The 20,562-nt window shown below is 62.6% G+C and carries 20 protein-coding genes; 6 read left to right on the forward strand and 14 right to left on the reverse strand.

Annotation, left to right across the window (positions count from 1 at the left end; translation table 11 throughout):
- Positions 1 to 3 precede the first annotated feature (3 nt).
- From O4H31_RS13760 to O4H31_RS13785, 6 genes are all read left to right on the forward strand, one after another.
- Positions 4 to 855 carry a tetratricopeptide repeat protein gene (locus tag O4H31_RS13760; protein ID WP_259945755.1) on the forward strand — a complete coding sequence of 284 codons (852 nt, stop codon included), beginning with the start codon at positions 4 to 6 and terminating at the stop codon, positions 853 to 855.
- Positions 856 to 858: 3 nt separating this feature from the next.
- Positions 859 to 1,353: a prepilin peptidase gene (locus O4H31_RS13765; protein WP_269346669.1), complete on the forward strand. Its 495-nt coding sequence runs from the start codon at positions 859 to 861 to the stop codon at positions 1,351 to 1,353.
- Between the two features lie 121 nt (positions 1,354 to 1,474).
- Positions 1,475 to 2,782, forward strand: a complete 1,308-nt coding sequence (locus O4H31_RS13770; protein ID WP_269346671.1) for an ATPase — start codon at positions 1,475 to 1,477, stop codon at positions 2,780 to 2,782.
- 44 nt (positions 2,783 to 2,826) lie between these two features.
- Positions 2,827 to 5,280, forward strand: coding sequence for a ligase-associated DNA damage response DEXH box helicase (locus O4H31_RS13775; protein WP_269346674.1), 2,454 nt, complete (start codon positions 2,827 to 2,829; stop codon positions 5,278 to 5,280).
- A 285-nt stretch (positions 5,281 to 5,565) separates the two neighbouring features.
- Entirely contained in the window at positions 5,566 to 6,237 is a 672-nt protein-coding gene (gene pdeM / locus O4H31_RS13780) for a ligase-associated DNA damage response endonuclease PdeM (RefSeq protein WP_269346676.1), read from the forward strand.
- Positions 6,237 to 6,659, forward strand: a complete 423-nt coding sequence (locus tag O4H31_RS13785; RefSeq protein ID WP_269346677.1) for a PaaI family thioesterase — start codon at positions 6,237 to 6,239, stop codon at positions 6,657 to 6,659. Before pdeM ends, O4H31_RS13785 begins: the two co-directional genes overlap by 1 nt.
- Here O4H31_RS13785 and folD read toward each other — a convergent pair.
- From folD to O4H31_RS13855, 14 genes are all read right to left on the reverse strand, one after another.
- A complete protein-coding gene (gene folD / locus O4H31_RS13790; protein WP_269346678.1) occupies positions 6,656 to 7,546 on the reverse strand; it encodes a bifunctional methylenetetrahydrofolate dehydrogenase/methenyltetrahydrofolate cyclohydrolase FolD in 891 nt (296 codons plus the stop codon). The two genes, O4H31_RS13785 and folD, sit on opposite strands and share 4 nt — an antisense overlap.
- Before the next feature lie 74 nt (positions 7,547 to 7,620).
- Positions 7,621 to 9,297, reverse strand: a complete 1,677-nt coding sequence (locus tag O4H31_RS13795; protein WP_269346679.1) for a formate--tetrahydrofolate ligase — start codon at positions 9,295 to 9,297, stop codon at positions 7,621 to 7,623.
- 111 nt (positions 9,298 to 9,408) lie between these two features.
- A complete protein-coding gene (locus tag O4H31_RS13800) occupies positions 9,409 to 9,993 on the reverse strand; it encodes an MOSC domain-containing protein (RefSeq protein WP_269346682.1) in 585 nt (194 codons plus the stop codon).
- Positions 9,994 to 10,038: 45 nt separating this feature from the next.
- Positions 10,039 to 10,692, reverse strand: a complete 654-nt coding sequence (locus O4H31_RS13805; protein ID WP_269346683.1) for a hypothetical protein — start codon at positions 10,690 to 10,692, stop codon at positions 10,039 to 10,041.
- Between the two features lie 147 nt (positions 10,693 to 10,839).
- The gene (gene ftsH, locus O4H31_RS13810) at positions 10,840 to 12,756 is read right to left on the reverse strand and encodes an ATP-dependent zinc metalloprotease FtsH (RefSeq protein ID WP_269346686.1); all 1,917 of its coding nucleotides are present in this window, start codon (positions 12,754 to 12,756) and stop codon (positions 10,840 to 10,842) included.
- Between the two features lie 101 nt (positions 12,757 to 12,857).
- Complete coding sequence (gene tilS / locus O4H31_RS13815; RefSeq protein ID WP_269346688.1) at positions 12,858 to 14,129, reverse strand: tRNA lysidine(34) synthetase TilS; 1,272 nt, start codon at positions 14,127 to 14,129, stop codon at positions 12,858 to 12,860.
- Positions 14,130 to 14,135: 6 nt separating this feature from the next.
- Positions 14,136 to 14,996, reverse strand: a complete 861-nt coding sequence (gene ybgF, locus O4H31_RS13820) for a tol-pal system protein YbgF (RefSeq protein ID WP_067624268.1) — start codon at positions 14,994 to 14,996, stop codon at positions 14,136 to 14,138.
- 73 nt (positions 14,997 to 15,069) lie between these two features.
- On the reverse strand, positions 15,070 to 15,600 hold the full coding sequence (gene pal, locus O4H31_RS13825; protein ID WP_067624244.1) for a peptidoglycan-associated lipoprotein Pal: 531 nt from the start codon (positions 15,598 to 15,600) through the stop codon (positions 15,070 to 15,072).
- A 100-nt stretch (positions 15,601 to 15,700) separates the two neighbouring features.
- Positions 15,701 to 17,047 carry a Tol-Pal system beta propeller repeat protein TolB gene (tolB, locus tag O4H31_RS13830; RefSeq protein WP_269346691.1) on the reverse strand — a complete coding sequence of 449 codons (1,347 nt, stop codon included), beginning with the start codon at positions 17,045 to 17,047 and terminating at the stop codon, positions 15,701 to 15,703.
- A gap of 1 nt (position 17,048) precedes the next feature.
- Positions 17,049 to 18,170: an energy transducer TonB gene (locus O4H31_RS13835; protein ID WP_419723604.1), complete on the reverse strand. Its 1,122-nt coding sequence runs from the start codon at positions 18,168 to 18,170 to the stop codon at positions 17,049 to 17,051.
- Between the two features lie 60 nt (positions 18,171 to 18,230).
- Positions 18,231 to 18,704 (reverse strand): protein TolR, encoded by a 474-nt coding sequence (tolR, locus tag O4H31_RS13840; RefSeq protein WP_067626442.1) that lies wholly within the window; start codon positions 18,702 to 18,704, stop codon positions 18,231 to 18,233.
- Positions 18,705 to 18,707: 3 nt separating this feature from the next.
- Complete coding sequence (gene tolQ, locus O4H31_RS13845; protein WP_067942529.1) at positions 18,708 to 19,403, reverse strand: protein TolQ; 696 nt, start codon at positions 19,401 to 19,403, stop codon at positions 18,708 to 18,710.
- A 117-nt stretch (positions 19,404 to 19,520) separates the two neighbouring features.
- Complete coding sequence (locus O4H31_RS13850) at positions 19,521 to 19,919, reverse strand: YbgC/FadM family acyl-CoA thioesterase (protein ID WP_269346698.1); 399 nt, start codon at positions 19,917 to 19,919, stop codon at positions 19,521 to 19,523.
- The gene (locus O4H31_RS13855; RefSeq protein ID WP_269347209.1) at positions 19,916 to 20,539 is read right to left on the reverse strand and encodes a hypothetical protein; all 624 of its coding nucleotides are present in this window, start codon (positions 20,537 to 20,539) and stop codon (positions 19,916 to 19,918) included. Before O4H31_RS13855 ends, O4H31_RS13850 begins: the two co-directional genes overlap by 4 nt.
- Between the last annotated feature and the right edge of the window lie 23 nt (positions 20,540 to 20,562).

The raw sequence follows: 20,562 nt of genomic DNA on the forward strand, positions 1-20,562 counted from the left end.
AAAATGCGCCATCCAATCATTCTGGCCGTCTGCATGGCAGGCGTCACCGCCCTTGCTGGCTGCGGTGAAAAAGATGCGAACGCCACCGTTGAGCGGGCCTTCAAGGACGTCAATGTGGTGGATGAAACCAACCTCTCCGACGTGATGCTCACCGTGGCCGACCCCAATGAGGCGGTGAGTTACTTTGCACGTTCCGTCAAGGAAAGCCCCGACCGGATCGACCACCAGCGCGGGCTTGCCGCATCGCTCGTGCGGGCCAAACGCACCACCGAAGCCGTGGGCGAATGGGATAAAGTCACCAAAATGAAGGGCGCCACGCCCGAAGACAGCGTGCAATTGGCCGATGCGCTGATCCGCTCGGGCAACTGGGCGCGGGCCGAGACGGTCCTCAACAGCATCCCCCCCACCCATGAGACATTCGCCCGCTACCGGCTCGAAGCCATGGTCGCCGACAGCAAAGAACAGTGGAGCCGCGCCGACAGTTTCTATGAAATCGCCGTTGGGCTGACCACGACCCCTGCCGCCGTGATGAACAACTGGGGCTACTCCAAACTGACCCGTGGCGATTACCCCGAAGCCGAGCGTTTGTTCGGTGAGGCGATCCGTCAGGACAACACGCTTTTCACCGCCAAGAACAACCTCATCATGGCCCGCGCCGCACAGCGCGATTACACCCTGCCCGTCATGCCGATGGAGCAGTCCGAACGCGCCCAGCTTTTGCACACTATGGCCCTGTCGGCGATCAAACGCGGCGATGTGGAAACCGGCAAGGGCCTGCTGCGCGAAGCGATTGACACCCATCCCCAGCACTTCGAAGCCGCCGTCCGGTCTTTGCGCGCGTTGGAAAACGGCTGAGCCATGGCGATTTCTGCCACGGCAGCCCTGTGGTTTCTGCCCTTCGTCCTGCCGATCTGCCTCTATGTCGCTTTCACCGACATGAAGCAGATGCGCATCACCAATCAGGCGGTCTTGGTGCTCACCGCGATCTTCGTGGTGTTGGGTCTGTTTCTGCTGCCGTTTGAGATCTACCTCTGGCGCTTGCTGAGCCTCGGGATTGTCTTGGTCGTTGGCATCGTGCTGAACGCCGCTGGTGTTATGGGGGCCGGAGACGCCAAATTCGCCGCTGCTGCCGCGCCCTTCATTGCCATGGGTGATCTGCGCCTGTTGATGATGCTTTTTATGGCCACCCTTCTGGCCGCCGCTGCCACGCATCGCGGGGTGAAATACACCCCCCTGCGCCGCCTCGCCCCCGATTGGCAAAGCTGGCAGGAAACCAAGAAATTCCCCATGGGCCTCGCCCTTGGGACCACGCTGGGGCTCTATCTCATTCTAGGGGCGCGCTACGGGGTCTGAACGCGGACTTAGCCGGTACAATCTCTTTCTTCGCGATAGATTGTCCACATTCACGCCATATTCAGGATTTACCCTGCAGTCTGACCGAGCGCCGCCGCCTGCCCTTTCAAGGAACCTGTTGATGAACGCCCCGACCAGCACAGTGCTTGCCCCGCCGCCCCCCAAGCGGTTGGAGGATATGAAACTGCCCATCGTGATGATGCGCGACATCCTTCTGAAGACGATCTTCCGCAAGAACGTCGAGGTGGTCAGCGATCTGGCCCAAGCGCTCTGCCTACCGACCCAAGTCACGCAAGAAATGGTCGACCAAGCCCGCGGCCAGCGCCTGCTAGAGGCGACAGGCACGCTCAGCGCCACCAGCGGCAATGAGATGGGCTATCAACTGACCGATGCTGGCAAAGCGCGCGCGCTCGACGCGCTGGCGCAATCGGAATATTTCGGCGCCATGCCCGTCCCGCTTGAGGTTTATCGCGAGCAGGTCAAACGCCAATCCGTGCGGAACCTGCAGATCACCCGCGATCAGCTCACCGGAGCCATGGGCCATCTGGTGCTGCCCGACAGCCTGCTGGACCACCTCGGCCCTGCCGTCTCTGCCGGGCGGTCGATCCTGATGTACGGCCCGCCGGGAAACGGGAAGTCGAGCATTTCCAACGGCATACGCGACGCGCTTGGTGATAAGGTCTATGTCCCCCGTGCCATTGAATACGCGGGCCAAGTCATCACCGTCTATGATCCGATCGTGCATTCCTCCGCCGAGGCGGAGGTCCAAGACCCTACCTCCCTGCGCCGCATCACCCGTTATGACGCTCGCTATGTCTGCTGCGAACGCCCGACGGTCATCACCGGCGGGGAGCTGACGCTCGACATGCTTGATCTGGTGTACAACCCCACGGCGCGGACCTATCAGGCCCCGCTGCAACTCAAGGCCACGGGCGGTATTTTCATCGTCGACGACCTTGGCCGTCAGCAAGAGCCACCGCAAAGCATCATCAACCGCTGGATCGTGCCACTTGAGGAAAGCAAAGACATCCTCGCCCTGCAATCAGGTGAAAAATTCGAGGTGCCCTTCGACACGCTGGTGATCTTCTCCACCAACTTCCACCCGAATGAGATTTTTGACCAAGCGGCCCTGCGGCGTATCTTCTTCAAGATCAAAATCGACGGGCCCGACCAAGAGAACTTCCTCAAGATCTTTGCCATGGTCGCCCGCAAACGCGGCATGCCGCTGGACGAGGCGACGCTGGTCCATCTGCTCAAGGTGAAGTACCCAATCATCGACAACGTCTATGCGAACTATCAGCCGAACTTCCTGATCGACCAGATGATCGCCATTTGCGATTTCGAAGGCATCCCCTATCAAATGAACCCCGATCTGGTGGACCGCGCTTGGGCCAATATGTTCGTTCGCGATGAGGTGATCGTTAAATAGCCCCAGCCGCTGGCCCCACGGCCTGCCGATACTACATTGGGTGCATGCGCGCCCTACCCCCCAAATTCGCCGATTGGTTCGCCCAGAACAGCTGGTCCCTGCACCCGCACCAGCAAGATATGCTGGACCGTGCCGATGCCCCCGCCCTACTGCTCATCGCCCCCACAGGCGGCGGTAAAACGCTGGCGGGTTTCCTGCCCACCCTCGTTGATCTGGCAGAGCAAGAGCACGAAGGGATGCACACGCTTTATATCTCGCCGCTCAAAGCGCTGGCGGCGGATATCAAACGCAACCTGACCCGCCCGGTTGAGGAAATGGGCCTGCCCATCCGTATCGAAGACCGCACCGGCGACACCTCGCAATCGCGCCGCCGCCGCCAGCGCGCCGACCCGCCGCATATCCTGCTGACCACGCCGGAAAGCCTCGCTCTGCTGACTTCCTACGAGGACGCGGCCCGCACCTTTCGCGGGCTCAAGCGGGTGGTGATCGATGAAATCCACGCCCTTGCCGAAAGCAAACGCGGCGACCAGTTGATGCTGGCGCTGACCCGTCTTCAAGCCCTCTGCCCCGGCCTCAAACGGGTGGGCCTCTCGGCCACGGTCGAAGACCCTTCGGCCATCGCCCACCTCATGGCCCGCCACCCCGACCCTTGCGAAGTGCTGCTCGCCGATCCGGGCCCCGCCCCCGACATCCAGATGCTGCACACCGAGGAAGCCCCGCCTTGGGCCGGGGGCGGTGCTGCCTATTCAATTCCAGCGGTGCTTGAGCAAGTGCGCCAACACAAGACGACGCTGATCTTTCACAACACCCGCGCGCAGGCCGAGATTTTCTTTCACAACCTCTGGCTCGCCAATGAAGACGCCCTGCCGATCGCCATCCACCACGGGAGCTTGGATCGCGCCCAACGCGAAAAGGTCGAAGCCGCCATGGTGCGCGGCGATTTGCGCGCCATCGTTTGCACCGGCACGCTGGATCTCGGCATCGACTGGGGCGACGTGGACCTCATCATCCAGATCGGCGCCCCCAAAAACGTAAAACGGCTGGTCCAACGCATCGGCCGCGCCAACCACCGCTACAACGCGCCCTCCAAGGCGCTTTTGGTGCCTGCTAACCGCTTTGAGGTGGTCGAATGCGTGGCCGCGCTGGAGGCTGTCCTCGAAGGCGCGCTCGACGGCGACCCGCGCGGCCCCGGCCCGCGCGATGTACTGTGCCAACATATTCTCATCGCCGCCTGCGCAGGCCCCTTCGACGCTGACGACCTCTTCGCACAGATCCGTTCCGCCGGGGCCTACGCCGCCCTGTCCCGCGCCGACTTCGACGCCTGCCTCGACTTCTGTGCCACCGGCGGCTACGCCCTGCGCGCCTACGACCGCTGGCAACGCCTGCTGCAACGCCCCGACGGCCAGTGGCAACTGCGTGACCCGCGCGCCGCCCAGCGCATCCGCATGAACATCGGCACGATCCAAGATACCGATAAGCTGAAGGTCCGCATGAAACGCAACCGCGGGGGCAAACCGCTGGGCGAGATCGAAGAAGGCTTTGCCGCAACGCTCACCAAAGGCGACACCTTTCTGATCGGCGGCCAAATCGTACGCTACGAAGGGCTGCGCGAAACCGTTGTCGAAGTCAGCCGCAACGCCGCAAAGAAGCCCAAGGTGGCCACCTTCGGAGGCACGAAATTCGCCACCTCCACCCAGCTTTCGGCCCGCGTGCAACAGATGTTCACCCAAGACAGTTGGCCCGAACTGCCGCGCCACACCGCCGAATGGCTGACTTTGCAACGTGAGGTCAGCCAATTGCCACAACCCGGCACGCTGCTGGTCGAAAGCTTCCCCCATGACTTTGCCGAACAAACGGTCTTCTACGGTTTTGCCGGCCGCAACGGTCAGCAAACGCTGGGCCTTCTCCTGACCAAACGCATGGAAGACCTCGGCCTGCGCCCCTTGGGCTTCGTAGCGACAGACTATGCCACGCTCATCTGGGGCCTCTCCCCCGTCGACGACCCCGCGCCGCTGCTCGACCCCAGCGTGCTGCACGAGGGTCTCGACAGTTGGCTTGCGGGCAATGCGGTGATGAAACGCACCTTCCGGGCCGCGGCGACCATCGCGGGGCTGATCGAACGCAACAGCCCCCAAGCACGCAAATCCGGGCGACAGACAACCTTCTCCAGCGATATCCTCTACGACACGTTGCAGCGTTATGAGCCGGATCATCTGATGCTCGACATCACCCGCGAAGAAGCCCTGAGTGGTTTGGTGGATTTTGGCAGGATCGAAGAGATGCTGGACCGCATCGCCGGGCGCATCACCCACCGCAAACTGACTCGCGTAAGCCCGCTCGCTGCACCGCTGTTTCTGGAAATGGGCCGTGTGCCTGTCGAAGGCGCTGGACAGGAACGCATGCTGGCGGAAGAAGCCGAAAGACTGATGGAAGCCTCCGGCCTCGCGCAGCTCACCCCGCCGCCCTCGGATCAGCCGCCTTGGCGAGATGGGCGTTGAACACCGAGGTGTCGCAGGCGGAGAGGTTCTGCAAGGTATTTGAAAAAGGATGAAGATATTAAGGGTTCTTTAACCCACGCCGCGCATCTTGATCCCGCGGTACAGGCTGAGGAGCCGATGACCGCAAAGGATGAAGGCGCGTCTCCGGTCAGGTTAACGCCCGGCTGCGGGGCGCGTTTTCTACCTTTCATCCTTTCTTAAATACCGCTGCGCTGCCGTTTCCGGTCTTCTGACAATCGCGTTTGACCCCTTGCCAAATCAGCAGCGATCTCAGATGAACAAAGGATGAACGGACTTGAGTTTTCATTCGCGGGGGCGGGGCTGACTGCGCTTGGTTCTGGCGCGCTTTGGTGGCGCGAAAGAGATTTGCTTTGCGTGAGCGACCTTCATTTGGGCAAGTCGGAAAGGATCGCGCGGCGCGGCGGGTCGGCATTGCCGCCTTATGAGACCCGCGATACGTTGAACCGTCTGGCAGCGGATCTGTCCTTTACGCAGGCGCGGCATGTGATCTGCCTGGGCGATAGTTTCGACGACCTTGGCGCGGCGCAGGCGCTGCCGGAGGAAGAGCGATTGTGGATACTGGGCCTCCAAGCCGGGCGGCGGTGGGATTGGATTGAGGGCAATCATGATCCCGGCCCCGTAGGCTTGGGCGGCACGCATTTGGGAGAGATAGCGCTCGGCCCGCTGACCTTTCGGCATATCGCCGCGAGCGAGGGCCGGGGCGAGGTGTCGGGGCATTATCATCCTAAGGCATCGATCCGTGCGCGGGGTCGCAGCATCTCGCGTCCGGCCTTTCTGTTTGACAGCAAGCGGCTGATCCTGCCTGCATATGGCACCTACACCGGCGGGCTGCGCAGCCAGTCGCGGGTGCTTTGTGATTTGATGGGGCCGGAGGCCCGCGCGGTGCTAACGGGGCCGCAACCAGTGGCGATCCCCATGCCTGGAAAGATGCGATAATGGATGATCAGATTGAACGCCGGGTGCGGGAGAGCTTTGCTAAGCAGACCATGATGCAGACCTTGGGCGCCGAGATCATCGACGTGCAGCCCGGTTTGGTCCGGGTCACGGCACCGGTCCTGCCCGGCGCAATGCAGCAGCAGGGTTTTGGCCATGCGGGGCTGACATTTTCCATCGGCGATTCGGCGGCGGGCTATGCGGCGCTAAGCATGCTGCCGCCTGAGGTTGATGTTGTGACTTCGGAGATCAAGATCAACCTGCTGGCCCCCGCCCGCGGGGATCGGCTGATTGCCGCGGGCCGGGTTGTGAAACCGGGCCGGCGGCTTTGTGTGGTCACGGCAGAGGTGTATGCGGAAACGGATGGCGCGGCCAAGCTCATCGCCATCCTGCAGGGCACCATCGTGCCTGTGCCTGCCGCTTAGGCGGTCAGCCCTTCGGGTTCTTCCAACCCGTTGGCGCGGCAGCAGGCGGTGACCGTATTGGCCAGCAGGCAAGCGATGGTCATTGGCCCGACGCCGCCCGGCACGGGTGTGATGGCCCCGGCGCGTTGGCTGGCACTGTCGAAATCCACGTCGCCGACCAGTTTGGGCTTTTCGCCAGTCTCAATCCGGTTGATGCCCACGTCGATCACCGTGGCACCCTCTTTAATCCAATCGCCAGGCACCATCTCGGGGCGGCCAACGGCGGCGACAACGATATCGGCGCGGCGCACCACTTCTGGCAAATCGCGGGTGCGGCTGTGCGCGATGGTCACGGTGCAGCTATCCCCCAAGAGCAACTGCGCCATCGGTTTGCCGACGATGTTGGAGCGGCCGATAACCACCGCGTTCATCCCCGACAGTTCCCCATGGTGGTCCCGCAGCATCATCAGGCAGCCAAGCGGGGTGCAGGGCACCATGCTTGGCTGCCCCGTGCCCAGCAGCCCTACGTTGGAGATGTGGAAACCGTCCACGTCCTTGGCGGGCGAGACGGCATTGACCACGCGGGTTTCGTCCAGATGATCCGGCAGCGGCAGTTGCACGAGGATGCCGTGGATCTCGGGGTCGTTGTTCAGGTCGTCGATCAGCTTGAGCAGGTCGTCCTGATCGACGGTCGCGGGCAGCTTGTGTTCGACTGATTTCATGCCGACCTCGCGGGTCATCTTGCCCTTGGAGCGGACATAGACTTGGCTTGCCGGGTCTTCGCCGACCAGCACCACGGCGAGGCCGGGGGTGACGCCGTGATCCGTCTTCAGTCGGTCGACATGGGCCGCCACCTTGTCACGCACCGTTGCCGCAAAGGCTTTGCCGTCGATGATTGTCGCTGCCATATCCGTCTCACTTTCGCTCGCTGCAGGTTGAACACGCCCTACATCACCGCGACGGCGTGGCAATGCAACCCGCCTTAGAACAATCCCTCGACATCACCGTCGGCGTTGAGCTTGATTGCCTCCGCAGAAGGCACCCGAGGCAGGCCCGGCATGGTCATGATCTCTCCGCAGATCACGACGACGAAACCCGCCCCCGCCGAGAGCCGCACCTCGCGGATTGGCACGCTGAAGCCTGTGGGCGCGCCGCGCAGATCGGGATCGGTCGAGAAACTGTACTGGGTCTTGGCCATGCAGACAGGCAGGTCGCCGTAGCCCTGTTCCTCCCAGTCTTTCAACTGGTTGCGCACTTTCTGATCGGCCAGCACCTCGTCCGCGCGGTAGATGCGTTTGGCGATGGTCTCGATCTTTTCGAACAGGGGCATCTCGTCGGCATAGAGCGGGGCAAAGTTCGCGTGATCCCCGTCGGCAATCTCGGCCACGCGGGTGGCAAGATCGGCAGAGCCTTCTGACCCCAATTCCCAATGGCGCGACAGGATCGCCTCGGCCCCTTGGGCCGCGACATAATCTTTGACCGTGGCGACTTCGGCGTCGGTGTCGGTGACGAAATGGTTGATCGCCACGACCACGGGCACGCCAAAGGATTTTACGTTCTCGATATGGCGGCCAAGGTTGGCGCAGCCCTTTTGCACCGCCTCTACATTTTCCGCTCCGAGGTCCGCTTTCGCCACGCCGCCGTTCATCTTCATCGCCCGCACCGTGGCCACCACCACGACAACCGATGGCGCAAGCCCCGCCTTGCGGCATTTGATGTTCATGAATTTTTCGGCCCCAAGATCGGCACCAAAGCCCGCCTCTGTCACCACGTAGTCCGCCAGTTTCAGCGCCGTGGTCGTGGCGATGACCGAGTTACAACCGTGCGCGATATTGGCAAATGGGCCGCCATGCACGAAGGCCGGGTTGTTCTCCAGCGTCTGCACAAGGTTCGGCTGCATCGCGTCTTTCAAAAGCACCGTCATGGCCCCATCCGCCTTGAGGTCGCGGGCATAGACCGGGCTGCGGTCGCGGCGGTAGGCCACGATCATCGCGCCAAGGCGCTCTTGCAGATCGCTGAGGTTCTTGGATAAGCAGAGGATCGCCATGACCTCGGAGGCGACGGTGATGTCGAACCCCGTCTCGCGCGGGAAACCGTTGGGCACGCCGCCCAAGGATGCGGTGATCTGGCGCAGGGCGCGGTCGTTCATGTCGACCACGCGCCGCCATACGACCCGGCGGGTGTCGATCTCAAGCTCGTTGCCCCAGTAGATGTGGTTGTCGATCATCGCCGCCAGCAGGTTATGAGCGCTGGTGATGGCATGAAAGTCGCCAGTGAAATGCAGGTTCATCTCTTCCATCGGCACGATCTGGGCATAGCCGCCACCTGCTGCCCCGCCCTTCATCCCAAAGTTCGGCCCGAGGGAGGCTTCGCGGATGCAGACCGCCGCCTTTTTTCCGATCCGGTTCAACCCATCACCAAGCCCAACGGTGGTGGTGGTCTTGCCCTCTCCCGCTGGCGTGGGGTTGATCGCGGTGACGAGGATCAGCTTGCCGTTCGCCCGGTGTTGGACGGAATCGATGAACGTCTGGCTCACCTTTGCCTTGTCATGGCCATAGGGCAGCAGGTCGTCGCTGGAGATGCCCAGCTTTTCGCCGATCTCTTGGATAGGGCGTTTCGCCGCTTCGCGGGCGATTTGAATGTCGGTTTTGAAAGCCATGAGAATCCCCTGTTGCCGTTGGTGGCGATTTTTATTCCTTAGCCATAGCGCGACAAGACCTCGACGGGGGGCCGTGTTTCCGACACTCAAGCATCGCGAAACGGCGCGCGGTCAGCCGAGGTGGGGCCAGACGGGCTGGTTCGGCACGAAAAGCGTCAACCTGTCGCCCACGGCCAGCGGCCCTTCCCGCTCGACCCAAGCGGTCACGCCGCGTTTGCCCTGCGCGGCGGGTTTGAAGGCCTTGCCATGGCCGGGGGCGTCGGCCTCGATCTCACGCGCGGGCAGATTGCAGGGGCCATTTTCGATATCCACCACCAAGGTGGCTCCATGGGCATTTTGCAGCCGCGATCCGGGCGGGACGAGGGTAAAGTCCGGGATGCCTTTGAGGATGATCGACGCGCCCAGGAGGGTCGGGTCAAGCTCAGGCAGGTTCATGGCGGCGGCAATCTGCGCCATCTCTTCGGCCGAGAGGATAGACAACTGTCGGGTATTGCGAATTTCCGTGCCCTTAGGATGCAGGTTGCGCACGCGGACGCAGGCCGGACGGGTCAGCCCGGCGTGGAAATCCCCCTCAAAGCCTGCATAGGTCGCACGCGCCTGTTCCATCGCAACCGAGCGGATGTTTTCGCGATCCTGAGGGACCATGCCCAGCCAGGTGATTTCAGCGACATAGTCTGTCTTGCGTAGCTCGGGCATCATGCGGTCCTTCGGGGTGGTTTGGGTGACTGCTGAACCCTAGGCTCACTGTCGGATCAAATGCACCTTAAATCCGCCACCGCTCAATGAGGCCTTGGTGAGGGTGCCCGCGGTATAAACAAGCGCCATCCCGAAGGATTTCAGATAAAAGGGAGAGACATAGCCCGGCCCCATGACAACGCGGTAAGACATGTCGCAATGCACGGCAGGGCCTTCCTCACGGACCTCTTGAGTCACGACCTGGACCACGCGGCGGCCATCGTAGAGCGCCAGCGGAGAGGGGCAGCTATTGCCAGTGGCAAGGGCGGCGAAAAGCTCAGGCGGGAAAAGGACGCCGGGCGGCACCGCTGTGGCATCCGACAGTTCCGTCATTTCCGAAGACGGCGTGATTTCAACCGAAGTGACCCGCCCCGCCGTTCGGTCAATCGCGATATCGCGCGTCTCGCTCCCCCGGTTTGCACCCAGATAGCTGGCCGTGTTCCCGTTAGACTGGGTAACCGCGTTGAAGCTGCCGTTCTTGATGCCGAAAGGGGCGTTGTTGAGAGACAACAAAAACGCCGCGTTCCGGCTTTGACCGTTGAACTGCAACGTGCCCAACTGACGCCCGCCCAATGCCACAGCGTAGGTCTGCGGACCGGCCCAAGCCGGGCCGCCGGTAAGCGCAAAGAGAATGGCAAGGGCAGAAAGGATGCGTCGCATAAGACCCCGGCAGGTTAGGAATTCCACCCCTGTCTAACGCGCTGGCGGCTGCGAAGCGATAGGGGAATTTTCGACCATCGCCCAAGGGTCAGCCCAAAACGAAAAAACCCCGCCGAAGCGGGGTTTTTGATAGGGTCGCAGGCCGGATCACACCGAAGGTTCAGGCTCCATTCCGCCATCCTTCGGCGGGGTCTTCTTGCCCTTCGCCTTGGGGATCGCGGTGACGCTGGGTGCGCTGCCCGCGTCGGAGTTGTCGTCATCGGAGTCTTCGGCTGGCGGTAGACCATCCATGACACGTTTGATCTCATCCCCGGTGAGGGTCTCATATTCCAGCAGACCTTGGGCCAGACGCTCAAACTCGACTTCTTTCTCGGTGATGATCGCCATCGCGCGGTCATAGCCGTCTTGGATGAATTTCTGGACCTCTTTCTCAACCAATTCCTTGGTATTGGCCGAGACTGAGAAACCACCGGTATTGCCCTGATAGCCCTGCGCGGCTTCGGAATAGTCAATGTTGCCGACCTTATCGGACATGCCCCATTGCAGCACCATCGCACGGGCCAGAGCACTGGCCTGCTGGATGTCGCCCGCCGGACCGTTGGATACGGAATCGGGGCCGTACTTGTGGATTTCCGCCGCCTTGCCGGCCATGGCCATGGCCAAGCGCTGGTGGCATTCGTCCTTGAACATGTTCAGGCGGTCAATTTCGGGCAGGCTCATCACCATGCCAAGCGCGCCGCCGCGCGGGATGATCGTGGCCTTGTAGACCGGGTCGCATTTCGGCAGCGTCATGCCCACCAGCGCGTGACCGGCTTCGTGATAGGCGGTCATCTCCTTCTGCTCGGCGGTCATCACCATCGAGCGGCGCTCTGGTCCCATCATCACCTTGTCCTTAGCCTGTTCGAAATCGACCATGGTGACGAAACGGCGACCGACACGGGCAGCCATCAGCGCAGCTTCATTCACGAGGTTCGCCAAGTCCGCGCCCGAAAAGCCCGGCGTGCCGCGCGCGATGATGCGCAGGTCAACATCCGGCCCCAGTGGGGTCTTGCGCGCGTGGACCGAGAGGATCTTCTCGCGACCTTTGATGTCGGGGTTCGGCACGGTCACCTGACGGTCAAAACGGCCCGGACGCAGCAGCGCGGGGTCAAGCACGTCACGACGGTTGGTCGCGGCGAGGATGATCACACCTTCGTTGCTCTCAAAACCGTCCATCTCGACCAGAAGCTGGTTCAAGGTCTGCTCACGCTCGTCGTTGCCGCCGCCATAACCGGCACCCCGGTGGCGACCTACGGCGTCGATCTCGTCGATGAAGACGATACAAGGCGCATTTTTCTTGGCCTGTTCGAACATGTCGCGCACGCGGCTGGCACCGACACCGACGAACATCTCGACAAAGTCGGAGCCGGAGATGGTGAAGAAGGGCACGCCCGCCTCGCCCGCGATGGCGCGGGCCAGCAGCGTTTTACCAGTGCCCGGAGGGCCCACCAGCAGCGCGCCTTTGGGGATCTTGCCGCCAAGGCGGGAGAATTTCTGTGGGTTGCGCAGGAACTCGACGATCTCTTCAAGCTCTTCCTTGGCCTCATCAATACCCGCAACATCGTCAAAAGTCACGCGGCCTTGCTTCTCGGTCAGCATCTTGGCTTTGGATTTACCAAAGCCCATGGCACCACCTTTGCCGCCACCCTGCATCCGGTTCATGAAGTAGATCCAGACACCGATCAGCAACGCGATGGGCAAAAGCGACATCAGGAAGGTCTGGAAACCGGACTGTTGCTGCGGGCGCGCTTTGACCGGAATGTCGTTGGAGATCAAAAGCTGGGTCAGCTCGGCATCGCCGGGTTTGATCGTCAGGTAGTCGGCGCCATCCGCCTTGCGGAACCGAACCTGCTCGCCATCCAATGTCACATTACGGACATCACCATCCTGTACGGAGGTGACGAATTCGGAATAGCTGACCTCGTTGTTTTGCAGCGACCCGCTGGACCCGCTGAACAGGTTAAACAGCGCCAGTACCAGCAACATCAGGACAACCCAGAAGGCGAGGTTACGAACATTTCCCAAGGGAATTCTCCTAAATTCACACGGCCGCGGGCAAGTCCCGCGACCCAAGGGGCGCCCGTTCGGGCAACCACCACACTAAGATAGACATGATGCGCTCATGTTCAATGCGATAATGGCGCGGTTTCGTTGCATTCCGCGCCGCTTTCGCGCTGGACATGCCATTTCTCGTCCAGCCCGGCAAGGGGCGCTGCAAGCAGGCGCTCCCCCTGCCAGATCGCCGGGGTCGACAGCAGCATGGCACGGGGCCGCCCAAGGCTGCGCCAATCGGGGCATTGGGCAAGGCCCTCGGCCCCCAAGGCGCGCAACTCGGCGCCTTGTGGCAGCCCCTCCTGCGGCGTCGCACGCCAGCGCCCGTCCCAAAGCTGATCCGCAAGCACCCGCAGGTCGCGTACCGCTTTATATTCCCGAAAGACCCAGATTTCACCGCGCCGCAGGAGCGCCTGACAGCCCCCCAGCGTGGCCGGCTGACCGCCGGCCAACCCCGCGATCAGGGCCGCCACGGGGCTACGACGGGGCGGATAGGCGCTGCCGCTGATCGACCCAAGCGCACGGATCATCAAGCGGCGGCGGATCTCTTCGGGCGCGGCAAAAAAGCCTTCTGCCCGCATCACCTGTGCGCCTGCCTCCATGCGCAGAATATCGCCTGCCGTTCGGTCGGTCTGGCTTTCCAACGCATCCCGGGCGGTGGCCATGTTGCGCGCCACCTCTGCCAAGGCCTCTACATCGATGCCAAGCGGCGCGAGGGCGGCAAGACTTTGACGGGTTTGGATGCGGGCGAAACGCGGGTCATCGTTGCTGGGGTCGTCGACCCAATCAAGGTCCGCGCGCCTCAGATGCGCTCGCAATGCCTCACGCCGGGCAAACAGCAGCGGGCGCAGCCATGTGATGCCGTGCCGCTTGCTGCGCGGCGCCATGGCCGACAGACCGTCCACCCCCGACCGGCGTGCCAATCGCATCAACACTGTTTCGGCCTGATCATCTGCCGTGTGGCCAAGCGCCACGCAGGGCAGCCCGCGCCGCTCTGCCCAATCGGCCATCAGCCGATACCGCGCCTCACGCGCCGCGTTTTGGAGGTTGCCTTGCCCGTCCCACCCACGCCAGCGCAAGGTTTCATGCGACAAGCCCAGAGCGCTGGCATGCCGCGCGACGAAAGCAGCCTCTCCGGCGGCTTCGGGGCGCAGACCATGGTCGACAGTGACGGTTTCAAGATCTGTGCCCGCCGCCGCCGAAAGCCCATGCAGCAACGATAGCAGAGCCATTGAATCGCCCCCGCCCGAGACTGCAACGCCAAGGCGGGGGGGCAGCGCACCGCCCAGCCCCACCAGCAGCCCCTTGGCCAGCGCTGCATCAGCCGTCGCGGCAGGCGCAGTCATCAGCGGTTAGGAACAACCCAGCGTCTGGCGCTGCGCTTCGGCTTGGCTCACCTGCGGGGCGCCCGGGAAACGCACGGCAACCTCCGCAAGGGTCACACAGGCCTCTTGTGTTTGCTCCAACACGCCAAGCGCGCGGCCCAGTTCAAACAGCGACTGGGGGGCCACTGGCCCTTCGGGGTCGGTGCTGAAGGCCGCAAGAAAGGCACGCGCCGCTTCGCGGTTGTCGCCCAATCCGGTCAGGGCTTCGCCGCGGCGCATCTCGGCCTCGGCGGCTAGCGGACCACCGGGATAGGTCTGACTGAAGGTCGCAAAGAGATCGGCGGCGCTGCGAAAGTCACCGGAGGCGAGCGCCCCCTGCGCCCGCTCGAAATCGGTCTTTTCGCTGACCGCCAGCTCTGCTTCGTTGATGGGGGTGATGATGCCGTTTGAAGGTGCTGCGCCACCGCTGCCGGGGGTCATCTCGACCACCTCGCGGTCGGCTTCGGGGGCGGGTGCGACCACGGTTGGAGCCTCCCCTCCGCCGAGGGTCGAGGTCTCTCCGAGCGCGCCCAGATCGCCGCCTTCAAGCTCGACCAAACGGTATTCCAGATCCCCGATCCGGTTGGTGCCATCGGCCACGATCCGGTTGATCCGGTTCTCCATCTCCTCGGTCTTGGAGGTGAGGCGTTGCAATTCGCTTTCCATGGTGCCGACACGCTCAAGCACAGAGCTGCCGCCCGTTTCAACCGAGCCGCCGCCCGTGGTCGAAAGTTCGCGGCGCAGCTTTTGCACCTCGACACTGAGCACGGTCAACTGCTGGCGGATGTCCGCCAGCGTCTGATCGTTGTCCTGCGCCATAAGCGCGGCGGGGGCGGTCATCAGCCCCATCACCGCCACGAAGATATATCGCTTCAGCACATCGGCCTCCTTGGATTGGTCATTGCTTGGGCTGTCGCCGCAATTAGCTGGTCAGTGCGCCGCCGGCCAGAACGGTCACGGCGCGGCGGTTTTTAGCATAGCAGGCCTCTTCCGAGCAGATCTCGATCGGGCGCTCTTTGCCGTAGCTGATGGTTTTGAGGCGCGATGCCGCAACACCGCGGGAAATCATATACTCGCGCACGGCATTGGCACGACGACCGCCAAGCGCGATGTTGTACTCACGGGTGCCCTGCTCATCCGCGTGACCTTCGATCACGGCTTGATAATCCGTATTTGTTTGTAGCCAAGCCACCTGCCCGTCGAGCGTGGCACGGCCTTGGTCGGTCAGCGTGGATTGGTCCACGAGGAACAGCACCCGGTCGCCGACAGCCTGCTGGAAATAGGCGGTGGAGGTGGGGTCGTTCGCGCTGCCCGGCACCACGCCGGCGTTGACCCCTGCGCCTGCATTGGCCCCGGCGCCGCCCATGCCATCGGCACCAAAACGGTCGGGGTTTGTACAGGCCGACACGGCCAATGCGGAAATCAAAAGCGTGCTGGTCAAAATACGTTTCATGGAGGTCTGCCTTCTCTGTGGTGGCGTTGTTGTTGCTGGTGTTAACACAGGCGCGGGATCATTGGAATTGCCCGCGCCCGTATGGGAGGTCTGGAAAACGTTACTGCTGCAGCGGTGACCAAGAGGGGTCAGAGCCGCCTTCGGGCGTGCGCACCGGCTTGAGGTTGCGCCCCGAAATATCGACCGAATAGAGCGAGGACGACCCGCCTGCCCCTTGGGTTTCGCGGGCGAACATGATCACCCGGCCATTGGGCGCCCAAGTCGGACCTTCATCAAGGAAAGAGGCAGTCAGCAGGCGCTCTTCGGAGCCGTCAAGCCGCATCACGCCGATGTGGAAACGGCCTTTGTTCTGCTTGGTGAAAGCCACCAAATCCCCGCGTGGCGACCAAACGGGTGTGCCATAACGCCCTTCGCCAAAGGAAATCCGCGTCGCCTCTCCGCCGGTGGCGGGCATGACGTAAAGCTGCGGACTGCCGGAACGGTCGCTCTCAAAGACGATTCTGCTGCCATCGGGAGAGAAGCTGGGCGCGGTCTCAATGGCGGGGGTATTGGTCAGCCGCACTGACTGGCCGCTGTTGATATCCATCGAGAAGATATCGGTATTGCCGCCTTGGCTCAGCGAATAGACAACCGTCTGACCGCTGGGCGAAAAGCGCGGCGCGAAGGCCATGGAGCCTTCGGCGCTTTGCAGCGCGCGGCGTTGAACGGTCCCGATATCCAGCACATAGATGCGCGGGAAACCGCTTTCGTAGCTGGTGTAGAGCACCCGGTCACCGCTGGGAGAGAATCGCGGGGCAAGAACGATGGAGCCGGAATCGGTCAAGTACTTCAGGTTGGCCCCATCGTAATCCATTACCGCCAAACGCTTCTGGCGGTCATCCTTCGGCCCGGTTTCGGAAACAAAGACCACACGGCTGTCGAAATAGCCACCTTCGCCGGTGATCCGGCTGTAAACCGCATCGGCCACCTTATGCGCCATGCGGCGCCAGCCATCGACGGTGCCGGAAAATTGCAGACCGCCCTGCCCGCTGCTGTCGAGCAATTCCTCGCCCGAGAAGACATCGTAGACGCGGAACTTTACGTTGACGCTGTTGCCGCTGACATTGACCGCCCCGGTGATCAGCGCTTGCGCGTTGATCGCTTTCCAGTCGGCATATTCCACCGGCGCGTTGAAATCGCTGACGGTCGAGATATAGGCGCTGGCCGGGATTTCGCGGAAAAGGCCCGTGCCGGTCAGGTCTTCGGAGACGACGCGCGCCAGATCGACAGCCAGTTGCCCGGCCTCACCGCTTTCGGGCTGAAAGCTGGGCACGGCAAAGGGCAAGGGTTCGATTGTGGGATCGTCGATCACGATGCGCAGCGGTTGGGCGTGCGACTGGTTGGGGGCCAGCGCGAGCGTGGCCGCCGTGGCGCAGAGCGCCAGTAGTCCCAGAAGTCTAGTCAGCATGTTATCGGCTCCTCATTGGGTCGAATGTCATCTCGATGTCTTGCCATTGACTGTATTTTTCCTGCGGCAGCTTGTAACCACTGCTGCCGCAACGAACGACCGCGCGTTTCGCGGCTTCAAAGGCTTGCCGCGCGGCGGTGTCGCTGCCGCCGCTGGAACTCAGCAGGCGGATCGAACTGGCCACGGGCGTGCCGTCGGTGTTCATCTGCATGCCGACCACGACCGTGGTACGCGCCGCTTCGGTCGACAGCGCGCCGATGTTCCAGCAGGCCGAGACCGCGATGCGCAGAGACTCGCGCTCACCCGATGACAGCGGCGGGCCGCTTGGCACGGGCGCGGTTGTCTCAGGCTGGCCCAAGACTTCGCTCAGCGCATCCGCGATGGCATCCTCGGTCGAACTGGAGGTCGTGGGCTCCTCAACGGGCTCCGGGGTTGGCTGAGGCTCGGGCTTTGGTTCGGGCGTCGGGGCGGGCGCTGGCGTCTCGGCGGGTTCTTCCGGTGCCTCGGCCACCTCGACAGGGGGCGGCGGTGTCGGACGACGGCCGGGCGGACGGGCAGAGGCAGCCGGCGCTTTGTCGGCTTCGGTGACGATCTCGGTTGTGCTGTCCTCGGGCGTCCGCGCTTCTTGCGGCTCTTCCACAACGGTTTCGGTCTCAGCCTCAGAGTCAGGCGCCACGGCGGGCTGCTCGTCTAGATCGGGGCGCACTTCGGGGTCAGGCTGCTCAACCGGTTCGGGGGCGACACGGGGTGCTTCGCGCGGGCGGGCTTCGGGCGCGATCTCGGGCACCAGCACAGCGGTATCTCCCACCGGCTCGTTCATTTCGGGCGGCGTGTCATCCACTTGGGTCTGCGGCGGCAACTCCAGTTCCGTCACCTCGGGGGGGAGGTCTTCGGGCGGGGTTTCGGTCTGCACCGGCTCTGGCTGTTCGATCTGCGTGTCCGGCTCCGCCGTCACCTCGGGGGTCTGTTCGCTTACCTCGGGCGGCGCGGGCTGGGCCACGTCGGTGGCCGAGGCGGGCGGCTGCTGGGCCGCGACCAGCGCGTCATATTCGGCGGCCGAGATCACCGAGACCTCGGTCATCTCAACGGGCTCAGGCTCGGAGGTGAAGATGCTTCCAAACAACAGCCAGCCGATAAGACCCAGATGCCCGGCACCTGATATGTAATGCCCGGTATGCACCGCTCAGCCACCCGACGTGTCGCTGCCGTCCAACGCCGGGCCACCGATGTCGGTCACCAGACCGATGTTGGAAAAGCCGCCTGCGTTGAGCGCGCCCATGACTTCCATGACCTGCGCATAAGACACTTTGCCATCCGCGCGCAGGAACACCCGGTCGCTTGCGCGTTCTGAGGCAATCGCCCGCAGTTTGGTGATCAGTTGGTCGCGGGGCGTGTCGGTGGTTTGGATCTGCACGGCCCCCTCGGCGGTGAGCGTAACGGTCAGCGGCTCTTCCTGCTCGGATGGCAGGGCCGTGGCGGCGGTTTTGGGCAGTTCCACCGGCACGCCAACAGTCAAGAGCGGAGCCGCGACCATGAAGATGATCAAGAGCACCAGCATCACATCGACGAAAGGCGTGACGTTGATTTCCGCCATCGGCTGGGCGCGACCGCGACGCCGCCCCTTGCCACCTTGCTTTTTCATGACACCTGCGCCCATGGCTTAGCTGTCCAACTGGCGGCTGAGGATGGTGGCGAATTCGTCCGAGAAGGCTTCGTAGTTGCCCAAGATGCGGTCGCTGTCGGCACTGAGCTTGTTATAGAACACAACCGCCGGGATCGCAGCCAATAGGCCGATGCCCGTTGCCAAAAGCGCCTCGGCAATACCGGGGGCGACGACGGCGAGATTGGTGTTCTGCTGGGCCGCAATCTCGATGAACGAGTTCATGATGCCGAAGACCGTTCCGAACAGACCGACGAAAGGCGCGGTGGAGCCCACGGTCGCCAGCACCGGCAGACCCTTTTGCAGACGCTCAGCCTCTTTGGAAATTGCCACATCCATGGAGCGGTCAATCCGTGCGGTGGCGCCGGGGATCAGCGCGCCATCTTCGCGGTGCGAACGTCGCCATTCCGACATGCCAGCGGCAAAGATCTTTTCCGACGGTCCATCCGGGTCAGCGCCGATGGTATCAAAGAGCCCGTCGAGCGGCTCGCCTGACCAGAACGCCTGATCGAACTGCGCCGCCTCAGCACGGGCTTTGCGGTACTGGATGGTCTTTTGAACGATGATCGACCAAGACCAGAAAGAGGCCCCGATCAGCATGATCATTACAAGTTTGACCGTGACTGTCGCCTTCGCGAACAGACCCCACAGGGAGAAATCAATCCCCTGTGCCAATGCCAGCGTCTCTGCTTCCATTTAACTATGCTCTTTTACTGCCGCCCCTTTGGGGCATTCTGCCTCTGGGCCCTATTTTCCGGCCTCTATTTGGAGCAAAGCTAACGAACTGCAACAGAGATTGCCAGAATTATGGTATCAGGCCGCAGGATCCCCGTCTGACAGGCGGAGTTTCGCTGGCAAACGGGTGGGTTTACCGGTCGTGGTCATGCAAACGGCGGTAACTTTGGCGCGGAATATGACCTTGCCGTCGCGCAGCACATTCTGATCGAACACCCACCGCACCGGGCCTTCAGCCTGATGGGTGGTCTGAACCTCTAACCGGTCGCCAAAGCGTGCAGCACCCAGATAATCCGCCTCTACCCGTGTCACGACAAAGACCAGCCCTTCGTCGCGCATGGCCCGTTGATCAAGGCCAATCTGTTCGACAATATCCGACCGCGCCCGTTCGATATAGCGCAGGTAGTTGGCGTAATAGACCACGCCTGCCATGTCGGTGTCTTCGTAAAAGATGCGGACCGGAAAGCTATGGCTCATGACGGCACCTGCACCCGCGCGGCAAGGCGCAGCGCGTGGCTGGGATCGTTAGCGGCGGGTGGCATCACCGGGTCATAGGCCGCGCGGATCACATCGGCGACCTCGGGGCGCAGCACCAGCGCCTCATCTGCCAGCGCCAGCGGAGATTGCTCCTGAAAGGCGTCCTCGGACCAGAGCAGGATGACCTGTACCGCTTGGCTCAGCGCCAAGACTTGCGCTGACATATCGCGCAAGCTTTCGTCCATGCGCAGGAACACGAAAGCCGCCTTGATCGCGCCGTTCTCCTCAAAGCGGAAGAAGCGGTACTGATTGGCCCCAGCGGCCTGCAAGCGTTCGACCTGTTGGGCTAGATCGGGCACCAGCCCGTCCATTCCCGGCACGTCTAGCAACTCCGCCCAATCCGCGAAGAAGAACATCATCAGATTGCTGCCCAGTTCGGGATCGGTCTCGACCATGTGGTGACCGGCGAGTTTGGCGACAGCCTCAAGCGCGCCTTTCACCACCGGCAGCGCCGCCTCTTCGATCCCAAAGGCCACCGGCGCGATGGGGCGGCCCCAGCGGGCGAAGGCGAACTGCCCATCGCGGCGGGTGAAAAGGGTCTCGATTTGCTCTGCGGTCATCGTCATCTGTCTTACCTTCGCTC

Origin of the sequence: Sulfitobacter dubius, assembly GCF_027214245.1 — a bacterium.
In the GTDB taxonomy this organism is placed as follows: Bacteria; Pseudomonadota; Alphaproteobacteria; order Rhodobacterales; family Rhodobacteraceae; genus Sulfitobacter; species Sulfitobacter dubius_A.

Bases quoted from the DNA above. Each gene is read 5' to 3' on its own strand.
- pdeM (WP_269346676.1), top strand. From the start codon at position 5,566: ATGAACGGACTTGAGTTTTCATTCGCGGGGGCGGGGCTGACTGCGCTT.
- O4H31_RS13855 (WP_269347209.1), bottom strand. From the start codon at position 20,539: ATGACCGCAGAGCAAATCGAGACCCTTTTCACCCGCCGCGATGGGCAG.
- tolB (WP_269346691.1), bottom strand. From the start codon at position 17,047: ATGCTGACTAGACTTCTGGGACTACTGGCGCTCTGCGCCACGGCGGCC.
- O4H31_RS13760 (WP_259945755.1), top strand. From the start codon at position 4: ATGCGCCATCCAATCATTCTGGCCGTCTGCATGGCAGGCGTCACCGCC.
- tolQ (WP_067942529.1), bottom strand. From the start codon at position 19,403: ATGGAAGCAGAGACGCTGGCATTGGCACAGGGGATTGATTTCTCCCTG.
- tilS (WP_269346688.1), bottom strand. From the start codon at position 14,129: ATGACTGCGCCTGCCGCGACGGCTGATGCAGCGCTGGCCAAGGGGCTG.
- O4H31_RS13795 (WP_269346679.1), bottom strand. From the start codon at position 9,297: ATGGCTTTCAAAACCGACATTCAAATCGCCCGCGAAGCGGCGAAACGC.
- O4H31_RS13805 (WP_269346683.1), bottom strand. From the start codon at position 10,692: ATGCGACGCATCCTTTCTGCCCTTGCCATTCTCTTTGCGCTTACCGGC.
- O4H31_RS13770 (WP_269346671.1), top strand. From the start codon at position 1,475: ATGAACGCCCCGACCAGCACAGTGCTTGCCCCGCCGCCCCCCAAGCGG.
- O4H31_RS13775 (WP_269346674.1), top strand. From the start codon at position 2,827: ATGCGCGCCCTACCCCCCAAATTCGCCGATTGGTTCGCCCAGAACAGC.
- O4H31_RS13800 (WP_269346682.1), bottom strand. From the start codon at position 9,993: ATGCCCGAGCTACGCAAGACAGACTATGTCGCTGAAATCACCTGGCTG.
- pal (WP_067624244.1), bottom strand. From the start codon at position 15,600: ATGAAACGTATTTTGACCAGCACGCTTTTGATTTCCGCATTGGCCGTG.
- folD (WP_269346678.1), bottom strand. From the start codon at position 7,546: ATGGCAGCGACAATCATCGACGGCAAAGCCTTTGCGGCAACGGTGCGT.
- ybgF (WP_067624268.1), bottom strand. From the start codon at position 14,996: ATGGGGCTGATGACCGCCCCCGCCGCGCTTATGGCGCAGGACAACGAT.
- O4H31_RS13785 (WP_269346677.1), top strand. From the start codon at position 6,237: ATGGATGATCAGATTGAACGCCGGGTGCGGGAGAGCTTTGCTAAGCAG.
- O4H31_RS13850 (WP_269346698.1), bottom strand. From the start codon at position 19,919: ATGAGCCATAGCTTTCCGGTCCGCATCTTTTACGAAGACACCGACATG.
- O4H31_RS13765 (WP_269346669.1), top strand. From the start codon at position 859: ATGGCGATTTCTGCCACGGCAGCCCTGTGGTTTCTGCCCTTCGTCCTG.
- tolR (WP_067626442.1), bottom strand. From the start codon at position 18,704: ATGGGCGCAGGTGTCATGAAAAAGCAAGGTGGCAAGGGGCGGCGTCGC.